We start from the raw sequence: 23,030 nt of genomic DNA, 5'->3' as shown, positions 1-23,030 counted from the left end.
GGCTCCGCGTGCCGTCTGTGGAGACGCGGCTCGAAAGCCGCCGAACACATCTTTACCCATGCGTTCCGCACGGTGATCTCGTGACAGTCGTTACTGTCCGCGTCCGTCCGCCTGCTGCGAGTGTCTACCGGGTCAACCGAAGGAGGGGGCGCAAGACGCATGGACAAGCGGTACGAGGTGTACGCGCTGGCAGACGGGCACTTCTACGACACGCCCGACCGGCTCTCGGCGGCCGGGAGCGAGTCCGCACCGCTGTTCCCGACGGCGCGGCGCGCGGTCCCGGACGGCTGGCACGCGGTGCGCACCGGCGACTGGCTGACGCTGACCCCGCTCGGCGGGGACGGCGAGCCGCTCCCGTCGCCGGCCCAGGGCTGGAAGATCCACTCATCGGCGACGGCGGCCGACGCGGAGCGGATCGCCGGGATCGTGTGGGACTACTGCGTGCCGCGTCGCATCCCGTTCAAGTTCGTGCCGTCCCCGCATCTGCTGCACCTGCGCAACGCCAAGTACGCGGGCCGCGACATCAGCGGCAAGTTCGTCACCGTCTACCCCGCAGGCGAGGAACAGCTGCACGAGGTGCTGCGCGGGCTGGGCGCGCTGCTGGAGGGCTGCGAGGGGCCGTACGTCCTGACCGACCTGCGCTGGCACGACGGCCCGCTCTACGTCCGCTACGGCGCCTTCGCGCGCCGGTTCGTCGTCGACGAGCGCGGTTCGCTGGTCCTGGCCGTGACCGACGGCGAGGGGCGCCTGGTCCCGGACCGGCGGGCCCCTTCCTTCCAGGTGCCCGAGTGGGTGACGCTGCCGGAGTTCCTGCGCCCGCACCTGGAGGCCCGCAACACCACGACGGTGGGCGAGCTGCCGTACCGCATCGAGAAAGCGCTGCACTTCTCCAACGGCGGCGGGGTGTATGTCGGCACGGACACCCGGGACGGGCGCCGGGTGGTGCTGAAGGAGGGGCGTCCGCATGCGGGGCTCGCCGCCGACGGGGCGGACGCGGTGGAACGGCTGGCGCGGGAGAAGGCCGCGCTGGAGCGGGTCGCCGGGACGGGCGTGGTGCCGGAGGTGCGGGACTGGTTCACGCTCGGCGACCACCGGTTCCTGGTGATGGACTTCCTCGAGGGCCGCCCGCTCAACTCGTTCTTCGCCGAACGGCATCCGCTGCTCACGTCCGACCCGGATCCGGCGAAGGTGGCGTCGTACACGGCGTGGGCGCTGCGCATCCACGCGGCGGTGGAGCGGGCGGTGGCGGCGGTGCACGCGCGCGGGCTGGTCTTCCACGACCTGCACGTCTTCAACGTCATGGTCGCCCCGGACGAGGAGACGGTGTATCTCATCGACTTCGAGGCGGCCGCCCCGGCCGCGGAGAACGGCCGGCAGACGGTGGCCCACCCGGGCTTCTTCGCCCCGCCGGACCGCCGGGGCATCGATGTCGACCGGTACGCGCTGGCCTGTCTGCGCCTGGCCCTGTTCCTGCCGGTGACCACGCTGTTCGTGGTGGACCGCGGCAAGGCGGCCCATCTGGCGGACGTCATCGCGGAGCAGTTCCCGGACGTGCCGCGCGCCTTCCTGGACGAGGCGGTCGCGGAGATCACCCGGGACATCGCGGGCGGGCGAGCCCGTCGTACGTCCGCTCCGCCGGTGGTGCCGGGCGACTGGCCCTACAGCCGGGACTCCATGGTCAAGGCGATCCTCGCCGCAGCGACCCCGGAGCGCGACGACCGGCTCTTCCCGGGCGACATCGCCCAGTTCTCCGACGGCGGCGGCCTCGGACTCGCGCACGGCGCGGCCGGGGTGCTGTACGCGCTGGAGGTCTCCGGCGCCGGCCGGTACGACGAGGGCGAGCGCTGGCTGCTGGACCACACCGCCCCGCCGCCGCCCGGCACCCCGCTCGGCCTGTACGACGGTCTCGCGGGCGTGGCCCTGGTCCTTGACCGGCTCGGCCACCGGCAGCGGGCGCTGGAGCTGATCGGCGGCGTGCTGCGGGAGAACTGGCGCAACCTCTCCTCCGACCTGCACGGCGGCCTCGCCGGACTCGGCCTGGTCCTCGGCGAGCTGGCGGCCGCGACCGGCGAGCCGGCGCTGCGCGATCGTGCCGCCGAGGCCGCCGAGATCCTTCTGCGACGCCTCGCCGAACCGGTCCCGGACCCGCCCCGGCGGCGGGCCGGGCTGCTGCGCGGCGCGAGCGGGCCCGCGTTGTTCCTGCTGCGGCGGTACCAGGAGACCGGTGAACCCCGGCTGCTGGCGGCGGCCGCCGAGGCACTCCGGCGCGACCTGGGCTGCTGCGTCGTCCAGGAGGCGAGCGGCGCCCTGGAGGTGGACGAGGGATGGCGGACGCTGCCGTACCTCGGCGACGGGAGCGTGGGGATCGGGCTGGTCCTCGACGACTACCTGGCGCTGACGGGCGAGGCCCTCGCCGAATCAGCGGACACCACAAGGGAGTTCGAGCGGGCCCGGACGGGGATCCTGACCGCCGCCACCTCCCGTTTCTACGCACAGCCCGGTCTGTTCCAGGGCCGCGCCGGCATGGTGCTGCACCTCGCCCGCAGTACCGCGCCGGGTGCCGGGCGGGAGCGACTCGCGCAGCAGATCGACGGGCTCGGCTGGCTGGCGATGGCTTATCAGGGCCAACTCGCCTTCCCCGGGCACCAGATGATGCGGCTCTCCATGGACCTGGCCACCGGAACGGCAGGCTGCCTGCTCGCGCTCGCGGCGGCCCATGACGCCGGGCGCACCGCGCACCTGCCCTTCCTTCCGCCGCCACCGGCGGCCCCCACCCGCGGCTCCGCCACCTGACGGAGTCGTGACACAACCCCGTCCCCGATGAAGGGAAAGGACACGATCATGGCACTTCTCGACCTGCAGACCCTGGAGTCCGACGAGCTGTCCCACACCGGCGCGAGCACCGTGAGCCTGCTGTCCTGCGTCTCGGCGGCGAGCATCCTGCTCTGTCTCTGAAGCCGGTGAGTCCACGGCTCCGGGCAGCACCCTTCCCCGTCCGGGAGGGGCTGCCCGGAGCCTTCCCGTCCGCCCCGACGCGAGGCCGCAGCCGATGACGCCCTCCCCCGAACCTCCCGCTCGTCTGCCGCGTGCCGTGCTCCGGCACGGCGGCGCCCGCTGCGCGGCCCTGGGCGCCGTGAGCACGGCCGCCACGGCCGCCGGACTGCTGCTGCCCGCCGCCCTCGGCCGGACCCTCGACCTGCTGCTCGCCCACGCTCCGGCAACCCGCTGGGTGGCCTGCTGCGCGGGCCTGATGCTGCTGATCGCCGTGCTGGACGGATGCGCGGGCGTGCTCACCGGCACGGTCGACGCCCGGTCCACCGCGTGGCTGCGCCGCCGGGTCACCGGGCAGGTGCTGGCCCTGGGCCCGCGCGCCGGCGCCCGGTTCGGCGCCGGGGACCTGGTGGCGCGGCTGGTCGGCAACGCCGCGCAGGCGGGGACGGCGCCGGCCGCGGTGGCCGCACTGGTCGCCGCGCTCGCCGGGCCGGCCGGGGGCGTGGTGGCGCTCGGGCTCATCGACCCGTGGCTTGTGGCGGTGTTCCTGGCCGGTGCGCCGGTACTGGCGCTGCTGCTGCGGGCCTTCGCCCGGGACACCTCGGCGTGCGTGGCCGACTACCAGCGGGTGCAGGGGCGGCTGGCGGCCGCTCTCACGGAGGCGGTCGGCGGCTTCCGCACCATCCGGGCCGCGGGCGCGGAGGACCGCGAGACGGCCCGGATCCTCGCACCGCTGCCCGAACTGTCGCGCGCCGGGCACCGCATGTGGCGGGTGCAGGGGCGGGCTGCCGCACAGGCGGTCACCGTGGCACCGCTGCTGAACCTGGGCGTGGTCGCGGTGGCCGGGCTGCTGCTCGCCGGCCATCGCCTGTCGGTGGGCGAGGTGCTGGCCGCCGCCCGGTACGCCGTCCTCGCCACGGGAGTCGGCGTGCTGGTCGGACAACTGGCCGCGCTCTCCCGGGCCCGGGCGGCGACCGCACGGCTCGCCGAGGTGCTGGCCGAGCCGGCGCCCGGATACGGCACCCGAGGGCTGCCGTCCGGCTCCGGGCAGCTGGAGCTGCGCGGCGTGTCGGCGGGCCGGGGCGGCCGCACCGTCCTGGACGGCGTGGACCTGCTCGTCCCCGGCGGCACGACCCTCGCCGTGGTCGGCCGCTCCGGCACGGGCAAGTCCCTGCTGGCCGAACTCGCCGGCCGACTCGCCGACCCGGACGCCGGCGAGGTCCTGCTCGACGGGATCCCCCTGCGCGACCTCGGCCACGCCGACCTGCGCGGCGCGGTCTCCTACGCCTTCGAACGCCCCGCCCTGCTCGGCACGACCGTCGAGGACGCCATCGCGTTCGGGCTCACCACGCCCTCCCCGGACCGGATCCGGTCGGCCGCGCGCACGGCCCACGCCGACGGCTTCGTCCGCCGCCTGCCCGACGGCTACGCCACCCGCTGCGCCGACGCGCCCCGCTCCGGCGGCGAGTCCCAGCGCCTCGGCCTCGCCCGCGCCTTCGCCCACGGCGGCCGCCTGCTGATCCTCGACGACGCCCTCTCCAGCCTCGACACGGTCACCGAGCACCGGATCGCCCAGTCCCTGCTGGCCCCGGGCGCGGGCCCGACCCGCCTGCTGATCGCCCACCGCACGGCCACGGTGGCCCGCGCCGACGCCGTCGCCTGGCTGGACGGGGGCCGGATACGAGCGGTGGCCCCCCATGCCGAGCTGTGGCGGGACGCGGAGTACCGGGCGGTGTTCGGGGCATGAACGCGCGGGCACGGCTCCTGGGTGCGGTAAGGGCGCGATGGCGGGTGCTGCTCCGGCTCGGGCTCTGGTCCCTCCTGGAGGCCGGCCAGACCTTCCTGGCCGGCTATGCGCTGGCCCGGGCGCTGGACGACGGGTTCCTCACCGGGAACGCACGGGCCGGTCTGCTGTGGCTCGGCGCGGCCGGGCTCGCGGTGGGCGCCGGGGCGTACGGGACCGGGCGGGTGTACGGCGTGGTGGCCGCGCTGGTCGAGCCGGTCAGGGACCGCCTGGTGGCGAGCGTGGTCGGGCGCGGGGTGCGGGAGGCGGACGCGGGGGCGCTGTCCGGGCTCACTCAGCAGGTGGAGATCGCCCGGGACACGCTGGCCGGGCTGGTGCTGGTCTCCCGCTCCTTCCTGTTCACCGTCGCCGGCGCGCTGATCGGCCTGTTCTCGCTGGCCCCGCTGCTGCTGACGGTCGTCGTGCCCCCGCTGCTGGCCGGGCTGTGCCTGTTCGCGGCGACGCTGCGGCCGCTGGCCCGGCGTCAGGAGGCCTTCCTCGCCGCCGACGAGGCGCTGGCCGCGGAGCTGGGCGCGGTGTGCCCGGGGCTGCGGGACGTCACGGCCGCCGGTGCCGAGGCGCAGGTGGCGGCCACCGTCGCGGAGTCGGTCGACGCGGAACAGCGGGCCGCCCGCGCCCTGGCCCGCTGGAGCGTGGCCCGGGTGGCCGCCCTGGCGGTGGGCGGCGAGCTGCCGGTGGTCCTGCTGCTCGCCACCGCACCCTGGCTGCTGGGCCACGGCGTGACGCCAGGTGCCCTGGTGGGCGCCCTCGCCTACGTCACCCAGTCCCTGCTCCCCGCCCTCCAGAACCTCGTCCACGGCCTGGGCACCAGCGGGTCCCGGCTCACGGTCGTCCTACGGCGCCTCGCCCCGCCGAAGGTTCCCGGGGCACGACATCCCGAGTACCGGAGCAAGTCCCCCTCGCCCACGGGACCCCCGCCGCCCGCGATCCCCGCCCCAGGGCCTGTCGCGGAAACCCCGCCTGCCCCGCGACGCCCGGCACGCTCCCCCAAACTTTCGCAACAGGCCCTGGCCCTCACCTCCGTCACCTTCGCCTACGGCCCCGCGAGCGAGCCCGTCCTCGACGGACTCGACCTCACCGTCCCGGCGGGGTCGCACCTCGCCGTCGTAGGGCCGAGCGGGGTCGGCAAGTCGACGCTCACGGGGCTCGTCGCCGGGCTGCTGGAGGCGCAAGAGGGGGCGATCCGGGTGTACGGGCACGCCGTTCCGGGAGCGGAGGCGGCCGCCTGCCGCGTGCTGATACCGCAAGAGGCGTACGTCCATGGCGGGACCCTCGCGGAGAACCTGGGCCTGTTCCGCCGGGATCCGGTGCCGGAGGCGGAGCTGCTGGCCGCTGCCGAGGCGGTCGGGCTGACGCCGCTGCTGCGGGCGCTGGGCGGGCCCGGCAGCAGGGTCGATCCGGTCGCGCTGTCGGCGGGCGAGCGGCAGCTGATCGCGTTGACCCGGGCCTATCTGTCACCCGCGCCGCTCGCCCTGCTGGACGAGGCGACCTGTCATCTGGACCCGGCGGCAGAGACACGGGCCGAGCGGGCGTTCGCGGCGCGGCCGGGCGGCACTCTCGTGGTCGTCGCCCACCGCATCAGCTCGGCCCGCCGCGCCGACCGCGTCCTGGTGCTGGACGGCTCGCGCACCGCCTGCGGCACCCACGACGAGCTGCTGCGGACCTCGGCCCTGTACCGGGACCTGGTCGGCGGCTGGACGGCACGGCCCACTGCACCGGCCCGGTGATCACACCCAGCCCTCCCCGCGGGATATCCGGATGGCGTCGATGCGGTTGCGCGCCCCGGTCTTGCGGGTGATCGCCGCCATGTAGTTGCGCACCGTGCCGTGCGACAGGTGCAGGCTGCCGGCGATCTCCGCGACGGACGCCCCGCCCGCCGCCAGGGACAACACGCTCAGCTCGCGTCTGGTGAGCGGCATCTGCGCCGCCTTGAGGAAGCCGAAGCCCAGCGACGCATCGACGAAACGTTCCCTCTCCGCGACGCAGCGGATCGCGCGCACCAGCCGCTCCGGTGAGCCCGCCTTGTCGACGAAGCCGAGCGCACCCGCCTCGGCCGCCCGCTTCAGCAGTCCGGGACGATTCGCACTCGCAAGCACCATCAGCGCCGGCGGCCGGCCGCCCGTGCCGGGCGGGCACAGGTCGCCGAGCGGCGGCACGCCATGGCTGTCGGCGCAGTCCAGGTCCGCCGCACACACGTCCGGACACCCGGACCGTACCCGCGCCGCCGCGCCACGCCAGGGCGTGTCCTCCACGTACAGGCCAGGCTCCTCCCGTAACCACTCGGCCAGGACCGATCGCACCAGACACGCGTCGTGCACCAGCAGTACCCGGATCACTGCCCGCCCCTCCAGTCGGCCTTGCTTCGCCCCGTATCGCCGGGCTCTCGTCTTCAGGTGTTCCGCGCGTGCCCCATTCTTGGACGCGTTCGCCGTTCGCGGGCGCAGAGAATCGGCCATCAAGGTGCGCGGGGGCGCACACCCGGCGCCCGTACTCTGCCGCGCGCTTCGGCTGCGCAGGCATGGTCCCGTCCCGACGGGGTATGCGCAGGCCCTCGGGGCGACCGGGCGCCTGCGCAGGTCACGGCTGCGGCACATGGCGCCGACGGGCGCTCGCCGTGCGCCGCACGCCCCGGCGAGGGAGCCTTGACCCCGAGACGCGACGCGCGGCCCGGCGAGGAGGTGGTCGGCGTGTCCGACGGGCCAGGGCCGGCACAGCCACCGGCGGCCGACCGCACTCAGGTCGGCCGACCGCTGCTGTCCATTGCGCTGGCCTCGATGATCGAGGACGTGCACGCGCACTCCGGCGCGGTGTACCTGCTCAGGCCCGATGAGCCGGTCCTGGAGATGGCGGTGATGGCGGGCATGCCCCGGGCGTTCGCGGCGCCGTGGGAGCGGGTCGGGCTGAGCGCGCATGTCCCGGTGGCGGACGCGGTGCGCGACCGGCGGCTGGTGTGGGTGGGCGGCGAGGAGCAGATGGCGCGCTGTTATCCGCGGATCTCGATGGTGCTGCCGTACCCGTTCGCGCTGGCCGCGCTGCCGCTGGCGACGGCGGGGACCGTGTACGGCGCCGTGTTCGTGACCTGGCCCGGCGCGCATCCGCCGGAGCTGCCCGACCGGGAGCGCGACATTCTGACGGCGGCCTGCGAGCGGCTGACTCTGCGGCTGGAGCGGGCCGCGGCGGAGAACCGGCGGATCGGCCCCGAGGTCGACCTGCTGGCGACTCCGCTGTCGGGCGTGTCGGACACGCTGGGGTCGGTGGAGGCGGCCCGGATGGTGTCCCGGCTGCCGTACGGGCTGGTGTCGCTGGACCTGCACGGCCGGATCGTCTTCGTCAACGCGGCCGCCGCCGACCTGCTCGGGCGACCCTCCGGGGAGCTGCTCGGCACCCTGCCGTGGGTGTCCGTGCCGTGGCTGAACGATCCGGTGTACGAGGACAGGTACCGGGCCGCGCTGATCAGCCAGCAGGTGACCTCGTTCGTGGCGCTGCGCCCGCCGGGCGAGTGGCTGTCGTTCCGGATGTATCCGAGCACGACCGGGCTGAGCGTGCGGATCAGCCGGGCGCGGGCGGTGGCGGAGATGGCGCGGGACGCGCCGCGGACGGGGGCGGGGCCTTCGAGGCTGGTGACCATCACTCAGGTGCTGAGCCTGGCCGCGGCGCTGACCGAGGCGGTGGGGGTGCAGGACGTCGTGCAGTTGGTGTGGGACGAGGTCGCCCCGTCGGTCGGCTGCCAGGGGCTGGTGATCCTCGCTTCGCAGGCGGGGCGGCTGCATGTGCTGGGGCACCGCGGGTATGCGGACCCGTACATGGTGGAGCGCTTCCACGGGCTGCCGCTGAGCGAGCGCACCCCGGGCACCCAGGCCCTGAACACCGGGGTGCCGGCGTTCTTCGACTCGTGGGAACAGATGGCGCGGCTGTATCCGAAGCGGCCCCCGGACGGGTTCGCGTCCTGGGCGTATCTGCCGCTGATCGCGTCCGGTCGGCCGGTGGGCACGTGCGTGCTGGCGTACGCCGACCCGCATGCCTTCCCCGCCGACGAGCGGGCGGTCCTCACCAGCCTCGGCGGCCTGATCGCGCAGGCGCTGGAGCGCGCCCAGCTGTACGACGCCAAGCACCGGCTGGCGCAGGGGCTGCAGGAGTCGCTGCTGCCGCACACGCTGGCGGCGCTGCCCGGCATCGAGGCGGCCGCCCGCTATCTGCCGGCCACTCAGGGCATGGAGATCGGCGGCGACTTCTACGACCTGGTGCCGACCCGGCCGCTGGCCGCGGCGGTGATCGGGGACGTCCAGGGTCACAACGTGACGGCGGCCGCGCTGATGGGGCAGATCCGCACCGGGGTACGGGCGTACACCACGGTGGGTCAGGCGCCGCAGGACGTGATGAGCAGCACCAACCGGCTGCTCATCGACCTGGGCGCCGACCTGTTCGCCAGTTGCCTCTACCTACGGCTGGACCCGGCTCAGGGGCAGGCCGTGATGGCACGCGCCGGGCATCCGCCACCGCTGCTCCGGCGCCCGGACGGGCAGGTGCGGGTGCTGGACCTCGCCGGTGGCCCGCTGCTCGGGATCGACGCGTCGGCGACATACCCGACGACCGAGGTGTCCCTGGCCCCGGGCTCGGTCCTCGCCCTCTACACGGACGGTCTCGTGGAGACCCCCGACGTGGACATCGAGGACTCCCTGGTCGACCTCGGCGCCCTCCTCGCCGAAGCCGGTGACCAGCCGCTGGAGAACCTGGCCGACGAACTCGTACGGCACAGCGCGGCGGCGCGGGAGCGGGTGGACGACGTGGCGGTCCTGCTGCTGCGGGCCCACGAGAACCGCTGAACCACCGGGCTCGACGACCGTGGTCCGACCCGACCACTGTGGTCCGGCCTCCCGCCGGAGAGCCGGACAGTCCCTGCCGACCGGAACCGCGGTGGGCCGGCCAGGGAGAGTCTGCGGGCGGCTCGGCGGTTCCGCCGCGGGGGCGGCTCGGGCGGTCCCGGTGCGGGGACGGCCCGCCGAATCCCGGTGCGGGGCGGCTCGGCCGGTGCTATCAAGAGACCACCCCGCCGGACTGCAGTGAGGACAGCCCGGCGGGCCAGACCACCAAATCCCAGTGTGGGACAGCTCGGCCGGTCCCTTCGCGGGGACAACCCGCCGGATCCCAGTGCGGGGCGGCTCGGCCGGTCCCGTCAAAAGACCCGACCGCCGCATCCCGGTCAGCAACAACCCAGCGGCCCAGCCGAAAAGCCCGACCACCGGACCCCGGTGAGCAACAACCCGGCGGTCCAGCCGAAAGGCCGGACCGCCGAATCCCGGTGCGGGAGCGTTGGTGTCCCGCTGGAGGAGGGTCAGTGACTGTCGGTCAGGGACGACGACCCGTCGCCCGTGCCCGCGCCGGACTGGTCCCCCGTGCCCGTGCCCTCGCCGGCGCCGCTCTGGTCGCCCGCCGAGGCGGACGGGTCGGCGGAGCCGCCGATCTGGTCGCCGCCGGCCTGGTCACCGGCCCCTGCCTGGTCGCCGCCGGCCTGGTCACCGGCACCTGCCTGGTCGCCGGCCGAGGCCGAGGGGTCGGCGGTGCCCGCCTGGTCGCCCGCACCGGCCTGGTCACCCGCGCCGTTGCCGCCGTCGCCGAGGGTGGCGCCGGTGGCCTGCAGGGCGGCGGTGACCGGCTGGAAGAAGGTCTCGCCGCCGCTGGTGCAGTCGCCGCTGCCGCCGGAGGTGAGGCCGACCGCGCCGCCGTCCTGGGTGAACAGGGAGCCACCGCTGTCCCCGGGCTCGGCACAGACGTTGGTCTGGATGAGGCCGGTGACGGTGTCGACGCCGTTCGGGTCGGTCTCGCTCTGGAAGTTGACGGTGGCGTCGAGGCCGGTCACCTGGCCGTTGTGCAGCCCGGTGGTGGAGCCCATCCGGAACACGGTCTCGCCGACGGTGGCGTCCTGGGCCTGGGTGATCGGGACGGTCTGGCCGTTGCCGGCGTTGACCTCGCTGGGCGCCTGGGTGGTGGCGTCGTTGTACTTCACGAGGGAGAAGTCGTTGCCCGGGAACTTGGCCTGGTCCACGGTGGCGATGGGCTGGCCGTTCTGGGAGTCGGACCAGTCCTTCGCGGCGACCCCGCAGTGACCGGCCGTCAGGAAGGCGGGGCTGCCGTCCGAGGCCTTGACGTTGAAGCCGAGGGAGCAGCGCACGTTGCCGCCCTGCACCTGGGAGAAGATGGCGTCGCCGCCGGAGACGAAGGTCTTGAAGGTGCCGGCGGACTTCTTCAGGGTCGCCATGCCGGAGCCGAGGCCCTGCACCGTCGACTGGAGCCGGTTCCACTTGGCGCCGGTGACGCTGGAGTCGGCGGTGACCACGACCTTGTTGGTGCGCGGGTCCACGGCCCAGGCGGTGCCCGGGATGGTCGCCTTGGTCTTCAGCGTCCCTGCGGCGGCCTTGAGTTCGGAGACGCTGTTCTCCACCTGGCGGACGACCGCGCCGGCCTTCTCCGCCTGCTGGATGATGTTGCTGTCGCCGCTGACCACGTTGACGACCAGCTGCTTCTTGCCGCTGTCGTAGTAGGACCCGGCGACGGCGTCACCGAGCACCTTCTGCAACCGTGCGGCGAGATCCGAGGCGTCCGAGGCCTTCAGGGTCTTCGCGGTGCCGGCGGCGCCCGCCGCGTTGTTCTGATCCTGTGACGCGTTCGCGTTGGGCAGCAGGAGGGCCGCCGCTCCGAGCGCCGCGACACCGCCCACCGCTATCGCGGCCTTGCGCTTGGGCATTCGCTTGTGACTCAAAATTCTCGACCTCCTGGGGACGGGGGTATGCCGCTGTCGGGCAGTTGATCGGGGGCGCCTGGATGGCTGTAGGTACGGGCGGGTCATGCGGTGTGTTCAATTCCGCTCGCCAACTTCCGCCCCCTGGAGGCGAATCAGCCACGCTCCGCGTGTCGCGCCGAGTGGCCGGGAAGAATCCCCCATATGACGATGACCACGGCCGAAGCCGACAAGATCCTCTCCGCCAACTTCGCACCCTGGGTGCTCGACCTCGGACTGTCCGTCCAGGCCCTGGGCGAGGACCGCGCGGTCCTGCGTCTGCCCTGGTCGGAGCGGCTGGCCCGGGAGGGCGGCGGGCTGTCCGGGCAGGCGCTCATGGCGGCCGCCGACACGGCGACGGTGATCGCGGTCTCGGCAGCACGGGGCGGCTTCGTGCCGATGACGACCGTGCAGCAGTCGACGTCCTTCCAGCGCGCGGTGACCGGTTCGGATGTCCTGATCGAAGCGGTCCTGACCAAGCTGGGCCGGCGGATGGCGTTCGCGGACATCACGCTGGCCGACGCCGCGTCAGGTGCGCTCGCCGCCCGCGCGAGCACGGTCTATGCGCTGATGGGCTGACACGTCTGCACACCGGCGAGCCGACACGCTCAGCTACTGATCGGCAGCGGTCCGTACCGGTCACTTACCGGAATCCCCGCTTCAGGGAATCTGCACATTGAATACTCAACCAAGTCACTGACGCCCCGGGTTCTGCACATCCGCGCGCCCCCCGGCACGCCTTTGGCGCCGAGTGCCGGATTCGCCGCCTGGCGCACAAGGGCCGGGGTGGGGCGATGCCGTGCGGCATGTGAAGGAGTCGCCGACAAGCCGTGCGCGCACCTGCACTCTTGGGACTCCGGGTGGGGCAAGTGCGCTGGTGAGGGGCCTGGTTGATTGGAAGCGCGGCCCGCGTGCGTGCTTTGATCCATCGCATCGCGGGGGTCCCCCGGACTCCCGGACACGGGGGTTCCGGCACCCGCGATCGCGGCCGTCGTCTGTCCCCAGAGGGGGCCGCTTCCCCCCTTGTGAAATATCCATACGAAGGGAAGTTCCACCATGAACTCCACCCCCCAGGTTGAGACCGTCGAGATCTCGGACGCCGAGCTGGACAACGTCTCCGGCGGTCTTTCCGTGAACACCCTCAACAGCACCCTCGCCACCGCGAACGAGGTTGCCCCGGGCGTCAACGGCCTGGTCAACACCGCTCTCGGTACCGTCACGGGCGTCGCCGGCATCAACACCGCGCCGCTGACCGCCACGGTCGCCGGTCTCTGATCGCACCTCGGTGTCGCCGAAGTCCCGGAGCCGCCCCCCGGCTCCGGGACTCTCGGGTGCCGTGGGTGCCCGAATCAGGTCGTAACGATGTCTCTCCTCGGGTGAGGGAAGTTCCGTGCAGTTCCGCCAACAGGCCCTCGCCAAGCTCCAGTCGCCGGAGGAGCTGGACCTTCCGGTGCGGCTGGCCCGTCCCCAGGGCTGGCTCGCGCTCGGCGTCACCGTCGTCGTCATGGCGGCAGCCTCCGTGTGGGCGGTGACCGGCTCGGTCGCCTCCACGGTGAGCGCGCAGGCCATCCTCACCCACGGGCAGGGCAGCTATCTGCTCCAGAGCCCCGTGGCCGGCCAGGTCACGGCCGTACTCGCCGAACAGGGCGAACGGCTGCCCGCGAACGCTCCCGTCCTCGAAGTGCGCACGAGCCAGGGCGATTCCGTGGTCCGCACGGTCGCCGCGGGCCGCGTCACCGCGCTCGCCGCCACCATCGGCCAGATCATCCGGACCGGCGCGAACATCGCGGCGGTGGAGAAGGTCGCCCACGCCTCCGACCCGCTGTACGCCACCGTCTACGTCCCCGCCGAGAACGCCGCCGCCATCCCGGCGCACGCCGCCGTGGACCTCACCGTGTCCTCGGTGCCGACCCAGCGGTACGGCGTGCTGCGCGGGCATGTGAAGTCGGTGGACCGGACCGCCCAGTCCGCCCAGTCGATCGCCGCGTTCCTCGGGGACAGCCAGCTGGGCGAGCAGTTCACGAAGAAGGGCCGCCCGGTGGCGGTCCTGGTCGCGCTCGACAGGTCGTCCGGCACGAAGAGCGGCTTGCGGTGGTCCTCCGCCGACGGGCCGCCGTACCAGCTCGACTCCATGACCCTCGCCTCCGGCTCGATCCGGCTGGCCGACCAGCGTCCCGTCGATTGGCTGCTGCCGTGAGCACCACTCAGGAAACCCGCGGCCGCAGACGGGCGGCCCCGGCCCGGCGCCCGGTCCCGAAGTCCAGTGGCGGCACGGTCCGTACGCCGACCATGCTCCAGATGGAGGCCGTCGAGTGCGGCGCCGCCTCCCTCGCGATGGTCCTCGGCCACTACGGCCGGCACGTCCCGCTGGAGGAGCTGCGCATCGCCTGCGGCGTCTCCCGCGACGGCTCGCGCGCCAGCAACCTGCTGAAGGCGGCCCGCAGTTACGGCCTGACCGCCAAGGGCATGCAGATGGACCTGGCCGCCCTCGCCGAGGTGACGGCACCGGCCGTCCTATTCTGGGAGTTCAACCACTACGTCGTCTACGACGGCATGGGCCGCCGCTTCGGCCGGCGCGGGGTGTACATCAACGACCCCGCGAAGGGCCGCCGGTTCGTGCCCATGGAGGAGTTCGACGGCAGCTTCACCGGTGTCGTGCTTGTGATGGAGCCCGGCGACGGCTTCAGCAAGGGCGGTCGCAAGTCCGGCGTGCTCGGCGCGATGCCGGCCCGGCTGCGCGGCACCGCGGGCACCCTGCCCGCCGCCGTGCTGGCCAGCCTGCTGCTGGTGGCGGTGGGCGCGGCGGTGCCCGCGCTCAGCCGTACCTACATCGACATGTTCCTCATCGGCGGCCAGACCTCGCTGCTCGGCGTGCTGTTCGCCTCGATGGCCACCTGTGTCCTGCTCACGCTGGTGCTGACCTGGCTCCAGCAGGCCAACCTGCTGCACGGCCGGATCATCTCCTCCACCCTCTCCAGCGCCCGCTTCCTGCGCCATCTGCTGCGGCTGCCGGTCACGTTCTTCTCCCAGCGCAGCCCGGCCGACCTGGTGCAGCGGCTGCAGTCCAACGACCAGGTCGCCGAGACCCTGGCCCGCGACCTGGCGGCGGCGGGCGTGGACGCCGTCGTGGTCGTGCTGTACGCCGTGCTGCTGTACACCTACGACCCGCAGCTGACGTTCCTCGGCATCGGTGTGGCCCTGCTGAACGTGGTGGCGATGCGGCTGGTCGTACGGCTGCGCGCGACCCGTACGGCGAAGCTGCGCGCGGACACCGCACGGCTCACCAACACGTCGTACACCGGTCTCCAGCTGATCGAGACGATGAAGGCGACCGGCGGCGAGGACGGCTACTTCCGCAAGTGGGCCGGGCAGCATGCCACCACGCTGGAGGAGCAGCAGCGGCTCGGTGTGCCGAGCGCCTGGCTGGGTGTGGTCGCGCCGACGCTCGCCACGCTCAACAGCGCGCTGATCCTGTGGATCGGCGGAATGCGGGCGGTCGAGGGGCACATCTCGGTCGGCCTGCTGGTCGCCTTCCAGGCGCTGGTCACCCGCTTCACGGCGCCGCTCACCCGGCTCAACGGCGTGGCGGGCCGCATCCAGGACTTCGCGGCCGACGTGGCCCGGCTGAAGGACGTGGAGAACTTCCAGGCCGACCCGCTCTACGCCCGCCCCGGCGGCGCCGACTCCACGCGCCGGCTTCACGGGCACGTCGAGCTGGAGAACGTGACCTTCGGCTACAGCCCGCTGGACAAGCCGCTGCTGACCGGGTTCGACCTGACCGTGGGTCCCGGGCAGCAGGTGGCGTTGGTGGGCGGCTCGGGCAGCGGCAAGTCGACGGTGTCCCGCCTGATCTCGGGTCTCTACGCGCCCTGGGACGGCGTGATCCGCATCGACGGCCGCCGCCTGGAGGACATCCCGCGCGGCGCGCTCGCCTCCTCGGTCTCCTTCGTGGACCAGGACGTGTTTCTCTTCGAGGGCTCGGTCCGCGACAACGTGGCCCTGTGGGATCCGTCGATCCCGGACGAGGCCGTGGTGGAGGCGCTGCGGGACGCGGCCCTGTACGACGTGGTGATGCGCCGCCCCGGCGGCGTCCACAGCAAGGTCGAGCAGGACGGCCGGAACTTCTCCGGCGGGCAGCGCCAGCGCCTGGAGATCGCCCGGGCGTTGGTGCGGCGGCCCAGCATCCTCGTGCTGGACGAGGTGACCAGCGCGCTGGACGCGGAGACCGAGCTGGTCGTGATGGACAACCTGCGCCGGCGCGGCTGCGCCTGTGTGGTGATCGCCCACCGGCTGAGCACCGTCCGGGACAGCGACGAGATCGTGGTGCTCCAGCACGGCACGGTCGTCGAGCGCGGGCGCCACGAGGAGCTGGTGGCGCGCGGCGGCGCGTACGCCGCACTGGTCAGGGAGCGGTGAGATGACGACTGTTCAGGAGGGTTACGAAGGCGACCTCGTGCTCGGAGCGCTGGGTTCCATGGGCACGCGCGTCGACTGCGCGGGCTTCAGCCGGCTGGACCTGGAAGGCCCGCAGGTGCTGTGGCTGGTCGCGGCCGGCGCGCTGGACCTGTTCGCGGTGGACGCCGCCCAGCAGGGCCACTGGCACCACCTCGGCCGGCTGGAGGCGGGTGCGCTGCTGCTCGGCCCGGTCGCCGGACCGCAGCACACCCTGGTCGCGCGCCCGGCGCGGGACTGTGTGGTGCACCGGGTCAACCTGCGCGAGCTGTACCAGCCGGCCCACACCCAGACGTGGTCGTACGACGAGTACGGCAACCCGGAGTACGTGCCGCCGGCGTCGAGCCCTCTGGAGTACGCCGTCGCGCTGGGCGTCGGCCGTGGTCTGTCCGTCCTCTTCCAGGCCCCGATGGCCGAGGAGCGGTCCGCCGCCCCGTCCGACGACGACGTGTTCTGGATGCAGGTGCCGCCGGGCAGCGTGCAGTACGGCTCCCTGTACGGCGCGGAGGCCGCCGCCGACCTGCTGATGGACCCGGCGCTGTGGCAGAGCATGGTCGACCAGGAGTACCGGCTGCTGACCGCGCTGGACCGGTGGATCGAGCAGCTGGAGCGCACGCACGAGACGCGTACGGCCGCCGGTATCAAGGCCGGTGAGGCGGTCCGCGCCCAGGCCGACCAGACCCTGCTCGCCTCCATCGGCAAGCGCTCGGCCCGCCGTACGACGGCCGCAGACGCCGACGCCGGCTACGCGGCCTGCAAGCTGGTCGCCGAGGCGGCCGGGATCACCCTGGCCGAGCCCGCGCAGAGCGGCACCGAGAGCGAGCGCCTCGACCCGGTCGAGCGGGTGGCCCTGGCCTCCCGGGTGCGCACCCGGGCCGTCCGCCTGGACGGACGCTGGTGGCGGGAGAACGTGGGCCCGCTGGTGGGGCACCGGGCGCTGTCCGGGGCGCCGGTCGCGCTGCTGTGGCGGCGCGGCGGCTATGTGGCCGTGCACCCGGGCACCGGACGCGAGACGCCGATCGAGAAGGCGAACGCGGAGGAGTTCGAGCCGCGCGCGGTGATGTTCTACCGGCCGCTGCCCGAGCGGGGGCTCAGCCCGTTCGGGCTGCTGCGGTTCAGCCTGCGCGGCACCCGCGGCGACCTGCTGAACCTGATGCTCGCCGGGCTGGTGACGGTGGCGATCGGCGCACTGGTGCCGATCGCCACGGGCAAGGTCCTCGGCGAGTACGTGCCCAGGGCCCAGACGGGCCTGATCGTCCAGGTCTGCCTGGCGGTGATGATCAGCGGGGTCGTGTCGGCCGCGTTCACGCTGCTGGAGAACCTGACCATCCTGCGTCTGGAGGGCCGTATCGAGTCGGCGCTCCAACCGGCCGTCTGGGACCGGCTGCTCAGGCTGCCGACCCGGTTCTTCACCCAGCGCTCCACCGGTGAACTCGCCAGTGCCGCCATGGGCATCAGCGCGATCCGGCGGCTGCTTGCGGGCGTCGGGCCGGTGGTCGCGCAGTCGGTGACGGTCGGTGCGATGAACCTCGGTCTGCTGCTCTGGTACAGCGTGCCCATGGCGCTCGCGGCGATCGGCATGCTCGTCGTCATCGCGGCCGTGTTCCTGGGGCTCGGGCTGTGGCAGGTGCGCTGGCAGCGCCGTCTTGTGACGCTCGGCAACAAGCTGAACAACCAGGCGTTCCAGACCCTGCGCGGCCTGCCCAAGCTGCGGGTCGCCGCGGCGGAGAACTACGCCTATGCCGCCTGGGCCGGGGAGTTCGCGCGCAGCCGGGAACTGCAGCAGAAGGTCGGCCGGATCAAGAATCTCACCACCGTGCTGGGGGCGGTCTATCTGCCGGTGTGCACTCTGCTGATGTTCATGCTGCTGGCCGGTCCGGCCAGGGGCTCGATGTCGGCGGCGGCCTTCCTCACCTTCAACACGTCGGTGACGATGGTGCTGACCTCGGTCACCCAGCTCACGGGTTCCTTCGTCTCGGCGGTGGCCGCGCTGCCGCTGTTCGAGGAGATCAAGCCGGTCCTGGACGCCACGCCCGAGGTGCGCACGGCGAGCACCCGGCCGGGTCCGCTGTCCGGCGCGGTGGAGGCCCGCCGGCTGTCCTTCCGGTACGCCGACGACGGCCCGCTCGTCCTGGACGACGTGTCCTTCGCCGTCCGCCCGGGCGAGTTCGTGGCGGTCGTCGGCCCCAGCGGCTGCGGCAAGTCCACGCTGCTGCGGCTGCTCATCGGCTTCGACAAGCCGGTCTCGGGCAGCGTCCTGTACGACGGGCAGGACCTGGCGGCCCTCGACCAGTCGGCGGTGCGCCGGCAGTGCGGGGTCGTGCTCCAGCACGCGCAGCCGTTCACCGGCTCCATCCTGGACGTCATCTGCGGCACCGAACCGTACACGCCCGAGGAGGCGATGGCGGCGGCCGAGATGGCGGGTCTCGCGGAGGACATCAAGCGGATGCCGATGGGCCTGCACACCATCGTCGCGGGCAACGGCGCGATCTCCGGCGGGCAGCGGCAGCGTCTGATGATCGCCCAGGCGCTGATCCGGCGCCCGCGCATCCTCTTCTTCGACGAGGCGACCAGCGCCCTCGACAACGACACCCAGCGCATCGTCATCGAGAGCACCCGGGGGCTCAACGCCACGCGCATCGTCATCGCCCACCGGCTGTCCACGGTGCTGGACGCGGACCGGGTCGTCGTCATGGAGGAAGGCAAGGTCATCCAGCAGGGCCCGCCCGCCCAGCTGCTCGCGGACACCGGGGGCCGGCTGCACGAGCTGGTGCGCAGGCAGCTGGCGTAGCGCCTGCGGCGCCGGGGGCCGGGTCGCCGCGCCGGTCCCCGCGGGCGACCATGGTTCCCGGGGCAGCACGGGAGACGCTCATGACGGACACCGAGGTACTGATCGCCGGGGCGGGCCCCGTCGGCCTGACCACCGCCCTCGAACTGACCAGGCGGGGTGTCGCCTGCCGGCTGGTCGACAGGCTTCCGGAGCGGTTGCCGTACGCCAAGGCGGTCGGGATCCAGCCCAGGACGCTGGAGGTCTGGGACCGGACGGGCGTGGCCCGCGCGGCCCTGGACGCGGCCGTCCCGCTGCGCGGACAGCTCACGGCCGGCGGGAGCGAGGCGTTCCTCGTACGCCCGGACGGGTATCTCGGCGCGCGGGTGTCCCCGGCCGGCCCCGGGCCGCTCTCCGCGGCGCTCACCCGGGTGTTCGCCCGAGGGTCGGTCCGGGCCTGAGGGTCAGTCCAGGCCCGACACCGGCGCGCCCGAGGGCAAACCGGCTCCGACGTAGCCGTCGTAGAACTCCTTCCAGGGCGCGCTCGCCCCTGCGTGGGGCCCCTCGAAGCGCTCGCCGCGGGCCTTGGCGTCGAGGGCGGCGAGGCAGACCTCCCAGCCGGCACCGTTGCGGGCGGCGGTGTTCTCGGCGACGAGGACGTTGGTGAGGGTGAACCGGGTGCGTCCCGCGCCGGCCTCCTCCAGGTCGAAGTGGAGCTCGTCGCCGCCCCACTCGAAGGAGAGGTGGCGGGGCGGGTCGACGGCGAGCACCTTGCCGGTGGACTCGGGCATGTTGGGGTCGCCGCTGAACCGGATGGCACCGCCGGGGCGCAGGTCCATCTCGGCGCGGGAGGGGAACCACTGGGCGAGTTCGTCCGGGTCGGTCACGAAGTGCCAGACGCGGTCGACGGGGTGGTCGTAGGTGCGGCTGAAGCGGACGGCGGGGCGGCCGTCGTCGAGGGTCAGATAGGTGCCGGTGAGGTCGACGGACATGGTGCTTCGGTCCTTCGCGATGGGGGGTGTCAGGTGTCGTCCGGCGTATCGCCCGTCTCGTCGAGACGGCGGCCCAGCGCGTCGAGGCTGCTGTTCCACAGACTGCGGTACGGCGCGAGCCAGGCGTCGAGGGCGGCGATCGGGGCCGGGTCGAGGGCGTAGACGCGGCGCTGCGCGTCCTGCCTGACCCGCACCAGCCCCGCCTCCCGCAGCACCTTCAGATGCTTGGAGGTGCTCGGCTGGCTCAGTCCGCATGCCTCCACGATCTCCCCGACGGGCCGGGGCCGCTCCAGGAGCAGAGCGACTATGGCCCGTCGGTGGGGGTCGGCGAGAGCGGTCCAGAGCGCGGCGTCGGACATAGGGCCAATATGCCTCTGCAGTTATATTCCCGTCAAGGAATGTATGGTCATTGGCCAGGGGGCGGGCCCTCAGAAGTTGGAGATCACGCTGGTCAGCACCTCGCTGAGAACCTTCGGATCCTTGGCGTCGTAGGCGTGCGCCCCGGTGGCAGCGGCGATCTCCTCCAGCACGGTCCTGCCGTTCGCGTCCTGCTGGTCGGCCTTCGACCCGTAGGCCACGGTGAACACGCGGACCCGTTTGTCCGGGGTGCCGATCCTGGCGAGCACGTCCTTGAGGGTCGGCGTGGGCGGCACGCCCTCGTTGCGGCCGTCGGTGAGCAGCACGATCGCGTTGATGGCCGCCGGGTCGTAGTCCTTGCGCATGGAGTCCACCGCCGCATCGACCGTGCCGTACAGGCCGGTCGCGCCGTTGGGGACAAGGCCGCTCACCTCGGCCTTGAGTGCGTCGCTACGGGTCAGACCGTGGTGGTCCGTCAGCTTCTCCCCCATCGGCCCGATGTCCACCAGCGGAACGTAGTGGTGCTTGCCGTCGAGACTGGCCGCGTTGGAGAACTTCCACAAGCCGACCCGGTCGGTGTCCGCGAAGCCGCCGGAGCCGAAGAGGGCGGGCTCGGCGAGGCGCAGCAGCTGCATCTTGGAGTCACCGGTGCCCGGCACCTTGTCGTCCATCGACTTGGAGGTGTCGATGACCACGAGCACGTTGGCCCTGCGGCGCAGACTCGTCCACACCTGCTGCAGCCGGTCGAGCACCTTGCCGTCGGGCGCGTCGTAGCCCTCGGTCTGCGGGGTCCTGAGGGCGCCGTGGTCCTGGTCGATCCCCGTGTGAGCGAGCACTTCACCCTTGTAGGTCCGGTAACCGTACGGCGCGAAGTACTTCCGGTACGCGTCGGTGCTGTGCAGGTAGGTCAGGAAGTCGTCCGACACCTTCTGCTTCGCCTTGCTCATGCCCCCCAGCTGGACGTAGGGGTGGTCACTGGCCGGGTCGCTGTCCTTCGGGTAGAAGGAGACGAGGGGCGTCTTCGGCTTGCCCCGCTGCTCGCAGCCGCGCGCGTAGCTGTAGGCCCCACAGGGATACCCCTTGTTGTAGGCGACGACCGCGCTCTCCTCGACCGTCACGGCCGAGATGTACTTGAGCACCTCCTCGCGCCCGCCCTTGTCGTCGGCGGCACGCAGATTGGCCAGGAAGGTCAGGGTGGTGTCGCCGTAGTGGACCACGGACTTCTCGATGTTCCGGACGAAGGCCTGGTTGGCGGACGAGTCGACGTCGCGGATGGACAGCTCGCCGGTGGTGCCGGTCTTGGCGTAGAAGGCGGCGATGGTGGCGTTCAGTCCGGACGTGGAGTAATCGGGGTTCGTCTTCCCCAGTTTGAGGGCGCCCCACTGCTTGTTTCCGTGCTCCGCCCAGAAGTGCGTGGGGTCCTCGGCCCACTTGGCCAGGTCGCTCCAGCCGATGGTGGTCTCCGGCCAGCCCATGGTCTCCGCCATCGGCTTGGGCATCGCGATGGTCAGCGGACTGGTCACGATGGACCGCGGCTCGCTCTCCGGCAGGAGCCTCCGCCCTCCACTTGTCGTCCGGGCCAGGTCGACCCACTCGCTGCCGGCGGGCGACCATACGTCGGGGCGCGGCCCGTCGCCCTCGGGCCAGCCTCCGCGCAGCGCGCGCATGGCGGTACCGGAGTTGACCGACGACACCTCGACCTTCACACAAGTACCGTCGGGGCTTTGCCGTGCCCCGTAATCACGGGCGGCGTCGCTCAGGGACTTCGAGAGGTCGATGGACGCGGCGACGTGAAGCTTGACGCGGGCCTGAGACACCTTGCAGGACTTCAGCGCCGAGTCCCCGTCCGGAGGGCCGGCATCGGCCGTGGCCTTGAGCAGGACGGCGACGAGCACTCCGACCAAGGCCACCGCGCCACAGGCCATGAGGGTGGTGCGGGTACGCCCGGCGGGCTGTGCCCTCCTGCCTAAGCGGGCGCGCGACAGCAGCGTCCGGCGGCGGCGAGGCGGGGGCACGACGGGCGGCTCGCCCTCCTCCGGCGGCCCGGACTCGTCGGTCCCGGCGGCCGACGCGCCCAGGAGTTCCTGGGACGCCGAACCCGCCCCGGGGGCGCCGCCAACGCTCCCGGCATCGGGGAGAGTCGGAGTCTCCTGCTCAGCAGCCAGCGATGCGAGGATCCGCACCGCCACCGCGGCCGCGCACCACGCCGCGATCTCCTGGGAACCGCCCGCGTCCGCCCGGCCCTTGCCCCCGTCGGCCTTGTCGCTGATCCCCCGGATCGTCAACGTGTCGAGTCCGCCAATGAGATGGGCGGCTCGGCAGACACCGGCGCTCTCCATCTCGATGGCGACGGCGTCGTCGTAGTTCCCGCGCAGCACCTCGCCCAGCTCGGAGGTCTCCCGGTCGAGCACGACGTTGCCGGAGGCGATCGGCGCGACCCGTACCCGGCCGGCGACATCGGGCCCGAAGGTCATGCGCTGGACGTGCTGGACGAGCCGCCACGGCGCCTCCCAGCCGCGCGGGCGGTAGTGGTCGCCGCGGGGACTCTGCTTCTCGCGGTAGTCGTAGATGCGCTCGCCGATCACCACGTCGCCGATCCGGATGTCGTCCTTCAGCCCGCCGGCGACGCCGACGAACAAAAGCACCCTCGGCCGGTACAGGTCGTAGGCGTGCTGGGTGACCAGTGCAGCGTTGTCGTTGCCCGGGCCGGTCTGCGCCAGGACGACGGTCCACGGAGTGCCGGGCAGCCGGCCCCGCTCGAAGACCGTGCCTTTCTCACTGCTCCGGGTGAGGCCTTCGAGCCGGGCGCTCACCGCGTCGTACTCCACTTGCAACGCGGTCAGGATCACCGCGACGGGACCAGAAGAAGTGTCTGCCACCTGTAACCGATTC

General features: G+C 72.9%; 15 protein-coding genes and 1 pseudogene. 11 read left to right on the top strand and 5 right to left on the bottom strand.

Annotated features, from left to right (window positions below; translation table 11 throughout):
• Positions 1–159: 159 nt before the first annotated feature.
• The 4 genes from lanKC (at position 160) to ACFYZZ_RS07315 (ending at position 6,522) form a co-directional block, all read left to right on the top strand.
• Positions 160–2,793, top strand: coding sequence for a class III lanthionine synthetase LanKC (gene lanKC, locus ACFYZZ_RS07330; RefSeq protein WP_389172586.1), 2,634 nt, complete (start codon positions 160–162; stop codon positions 2,791–2,793).
• A 48-nt stretch (positions 2,794–2,841) separates the two neighbouring features.
• Positions 2,842–2,955 carry a SapB/AmfS family lanthipeptide gene (locus tag ACFYZZ_RS07325; RefSeq protein WP_094222020.1) on the top strand — a complete coding sequence of 38 codons (114 nt, stop codon included), beginning with the start codon at positions 2,842–2,844 and terminating at the stop codon, positions 2,953–2,955.
• Positions 2,956–3,049: 94 nt separating this feature from the next.
• Positions 3,050–4,738 (top strand): ABC transporter ATP-binding protein, encoded by a 1,689-nt coding sequence (locus tag ACFYZZ_RS07320; RefSeq protein WP_389172584.1) that lies wholly within the window; start codon positions 3,050–3,052, stop codon positions 4,736–4,738.
• Positions 4,735–6,522 (top strand): ATP-binding cassette domain-containing protein, encoded by a 1,788-nt coding sequence (locus ACFYZZ_RS07315; protein ID WP_389172582.1) that lies wholly within the window; start codon positions 4,735–4,737, stop codon positions 6,520–6,522. The genes ACFYZZ_RS07320 and ACFYZZ_RS07315 overlap by 4 nt, the downstream gene beginning before the upstream one ends.
• Here the strand turns inward: ACFYZZ_RS07315 and ACFYZZ_RS07310 are convergent, their stop codons facing one another.
• Positions 6,523–7,131: a LuxR C-terminal-related transcriptional regulator gene (locus tag ACFYZZ_RS07310; RefSeq protein ID WP_389172580.1), complete on the bottom strand. Its 609-nt coding sequence runs from the start codon at positions 7,129–7,131 to the stop codon at positions 6,523–6,525.
• A gap of 342 nt (positions 7,132–7,473) precedes the next feature.
• Here ACFYZZ_RS07310 and ACFYZZ_RS07305 point away from each other — a divergent pair, with 342 nt between their 5' ends.
• Positions 7,474–9,618 carry a SpoIIE family protein phosphatase gene (locus ACFYZZ_RS07305; RefSeq protein ID WP_389173658.1) on the top strand — a complete coding sequence of 715 codons (2,145 nt, stop codon included), beginning with the start codon at positions 7,474–7,476 and terminating at the stop codon, positions 9,616–9,618.
• A gap of 509 nt (positions 9,619–10,127) precedes the next feature.
• Here the strand turns inward: ACFYZZ_RS07305 and ACFYZZ_RS07300 are convergent.
• The gene (locus ACFYZZ_RS07300; protein WP_389172578.1) at positions 10,128–11,537 is read right to left on the bottom strand and encodes a S1 family peptidase; all 1,410 of its coding nucleotides are present in this window, start codon (positions 11,535–11,537) and stop codon (positions 10,128–10,130) included.
• 198 nt (positions 11,538–11,735) lie between these two features.
• Here ACFYZZ_RS07300 and ACFYZZ_RS07295 point away from each other — a divergent pair, with 198 nt between their 5' ends.
• The 6 genes and pseudogenes from ACFYZZ_RS07295 to ACFYZZ_RS07270 all read left to right on the top strand — a co-directional run.
• Positions 11,736–12,149: a PaaI family thioesterase gene (locus ACFYZZ_RS07295; RefSeq protein WP_386578071.1), complete on the top strand. Its 414-nt coding sequence runs from the start codon at positions 11,736–11,738 to the stop codon at positions 12,147–12,149.
• Positions 12,150–12,626: 477 nt separating this feature from the next.
• Positions 12,627–12,845 carry a type A2 lantipeptide gene (locus ACFYZZ_RS07290; RefSeq protein WP_100829770.1) on the top strand — a complete coding sequence of 73 codons (219 nt, stop codon included), beginning with the start codon at positions 12,627–12,629 and terminating at the stop codon, positions 12,843–12,845.
• Positions 12,846–12,960: 115 nt separating this feature from the next.
• On the top strand, positions 12,961–13,767 hold the full coding sequence (locus ACFYZZ_RS07285) for an HlyD family efflux transporter periplasmic adaptor subunit (protein ID WP_389172576.1): 807 nt from the start codon (positions 12,961–12,963) through the stop codon (positions 13,765–13,767).
• Positions 13,764–15,986, top strand: a complete 2,223-nt coding sequence (locus ACFYZZ_RS07280; RefSeq protein WP_389172574.1) for an NHLP family bacteriocin export ABC transporter peptidase/permease/ATPase subunit — start codon at positions 13,764–13,766, stop codon at positions 15,984–15,986. Before ACFYZZ_RS07285 ends, ACFYZZ_RS07280 begins: the two co-directional genes overlap by 4 nt.
• Before the next feature lies 1 nt (position 15,987).
• On the top strand, positions 15,988–18,813 hold the full coding sequence (locus tag ACFYZZ_RS07275; RefSeq protein WP_389172572.1) for an NHLP bacteriocin export ABC transporter permease/ATPase subunit: 2,826 nt from the start codon (positions 15,988–15,990) through the stop codon (positions 18,811–18,813).
• Positions 18,814–18,893: 80 nt separating this feature from the next.
• Positions 18,894–19,118, top strand: a pseudogene (locus ACFYZZ_RS07270) (FAD-dependent monooxygenase); the annotation flags it as partial.
• A 135-nt stretch (positions 19,119–19,253) separates the two neighbouring features.
• On the opposite strand, the gene ACFYZZ_RS07265 reads toward ACFYZZ_RS07270, so the two are convergent.
• The 3 genes from ACFYZZ_RS07265 to ACFYZZ_RS07255 all read right to left on the bottom strand — a co-directional run bounded on the left by ACFYZZ_RS07265 (position 19,254) and on the right by ACFYZZ_RS07255 (position 23,017).
• Positions 19,254–19,781 (bottom strand): SRPBCC family protein, encoded by a 528-nt coding sequence (locus ACFYZZ_RS07265; RefSeq protein WP_389172570.1) that lies wholly within the window; start codon positions 19,779–19,781, stop codon positions 19,254–19,256.
• A 29-nt stretch (positions 19,782–19,810) separates the two neighbouring features.
• A complete protein-coding gene (locus tag ACFYZZ_RS07260) occupies positions 19,811–20,140 on the bottom strand; it encodes an ArsR/SmtB family transcription factor (RefSeq protein ID WP_389172568.1) in 330 nt (109 codons plus the stop codon).
• 69 nt (positions 20,141–20,209) lie between these two features.
• Positions 20,210–23,017 (bottom strand): substrate-binding domain-containing protein, encoded by a 2,808-nt coding sequence (locus tag ACFYZZ_RS07255; RefSeq protein WP_389172566.1) that lies wholly within the window; start codon positions 23,015–23,017, stop codon positions 20,210–20,212.
• Between the last annotated feature and the right edge of the window lie 13 nt (positions 23,018–23,030).

Origin of the sequence: Streptomyces sp. NPDC001816 (assembly GCF_042892235.1) — a bacterium.
Taxonomy (GTDB): Bacteria; Actinomycetota; Actinomycetes; order Streptomycetales; family Streptomycetaceae; genus Streptomyces.
Note: the sequence above shows the minus strand (reverse complement) of the source record. Positions and strands in the feature narration are given on the sequence as shown.